The organism is Halomonas sp. AOP7-B1-5 (assembly GCF_052353045.1).
Taxonomy (GTDB): domain Bacteria; phylum Pseudomonadota; class Gammaproteobacteria; order Pseudomonadales; family Halomonadaceae; genus Vreelandella; species Vreelandella colorata.
This window is the reverse complement of sequence record NZ_JBQTDC010000098.1, coordinates 1-1,761: the sequence shown is the minus strand read 5'-3', so window position 1 is coordinate 1,761 and position 1,761 is coordinate 1. Positions and strand designations below refer to the sequence as shown.

Annotated in this window: 1 protein-coding gene; it reads right to left on the bottom strand. The window is 59.5% G+C overall.

The features are described from left to right. Positions 1-75 precede the first annotated feature (75 nt). Positions 76-1,464, bottom strand: a complete 1,389-nt coding sequence (gene iscB / locus ACT3XD_RS19510) for an RNA-guided endonuclease IscB (protein ID WP_444280695.1) — start codon at positions 1,462-1,464, stop codon at positions 76-78. Positions 1,465-1,761: the final 297 nt, after the last annotated feature.

Genomic DNA, 1,761 nt, shown 5'->3' with positions numbered 1-1,761 from the left:
TCATCAGATTTTGCGCGGGATACCCGGTACTTCTAGTGCCGGGAGGGATAGCGCGTCGCTCGCAGAGCGACTCGGTTACGCCACCGCCTGTCCCGCTCCTCCTTTTAGTTGGTGAATAGTCGGGGTGAGGTGATAGCCGTAGCCATCACCGCGTTGTATCACGGTGCAGTGTTTGTGCGAAATGCCTTGCACGGCACCGTGGTCGGTCTGGATATTGAAGCTGCCGGTTTTGCGCACCGCGACACGGCCCGTATGGGTACCGGCCTTTTTGCCGCTAGGCACCACGGCTTTCACTATGTCGCCGGTTTGAAAGCCCCGCACCTGCTTCTGGCGCATCAGATAGCCACGCGGAAAACCATATTTCGTCAAGCGGGTGCGCTGGTAGTTGCCGCGCCCGGTGCATTTGATCGTTAGCGTCGAGGCTGTCCAGTCGTGCAACCAGCCGAAAGCGCCCACACAAGCCGCATCCAGGGCGTGAGTCTTAGGAATGCCGAGTCGCTGACGGTTGTATTTAGTGCGACCACCGCTGGCGACTGCCACCGGCAGTCCCGTCGTTTTAAGCGCATTAAACAGTGCCCAGCGCGTGGCATTAACCGCACTGGCATCGCGCAGCGGTTGCTTGAGCTGGCGTTGTACCCGCTCCAGCCGTGCGTCCGCTGATAAGCCGTTAGCCTTGAGGCGTTTTCTCAGCCCCTTGTCACGGGAGAAAAAGTCCGCCAACGGCAGCGAACCCTTAGCCTGATTGCAGGGGTGGCAGCTAAGGGTCAAGTTGCTGACCCGGTTGGAACCACCGCGTGAACGCGGCACCACATGCTCAATCTCCAGCGGTGTGTCGCCGGTGCCACAATAGGCACACTCACGGCCCCATTTTGCCAGCAGGTACTCGCGTACCTCGTAGCCCAGCAAAGTACCTTGCTGGTACTCGACCCCGCTAATCTCCGGGTTGTCGAGCTTCTGGGTATCAAAGCGCACCAACTCCTGGCTGATGGCCGTGACGGGGGCTAGCTTGCTGAGTCGTTCTACCCAGGCCATGACCGTATCCACTCGATGTTGCAGGCTGGGGGCCAGCCAGCCTTTGGGCTTGGTGCGATTGTTGAAGCGCGGGGCGCGATAACGCAGATTCTTTGACCGGCGACGCCGCCGAAAGCCACGGCGCTGCTCCAGTGACTTCTTGATCTGATAGCCACGATGCACCAGGTCAAATAAGCACAATACATGCCGTTGCGGGCCGTCTGATTCGGTGCTGTCCGTTTCACGCATCAACGCCAGCCCGGTCGTTTTGCTGCCAGGGTCGATGCCCAGGCGAAGCGGTTGCGTGTCACCACCCACCCGATCTTTCAGCCGGATCGTGAACGGATAGCGCTTATGTACCACGGCACGACCACGCGCCAACAGCAACCGGGCGCGCTTTTCGCTGCACGGCATCAGTGGCCGCTTGTGTTTATCCCGTACGAAAACCGCCATGCGATTTCCTCCTAATCAATGCCCTTACGGGCCTGGTGTCGCAGGGCTTTCGCCCCGTCTCCCCTCGGGAAGGTTGATAACCGGCTCCTGCCAACGATATGGCTATCGGCAGCGATCAAGACCTTCGGCGTTTTACCCTGCGCCAGCATGATCCTGACCTTTCAGAGCGCCAAACTGAGGAAGCATTTGGCGGTGAGTCTTGGCGACCTGTTATCAACGTAGCGGGTTGGCTACCGCTTTCCCTGGTCAACCGGGCTTGCTTTTACAAGCCTCCGGCTTCAGCCGGAGGTAATTGAC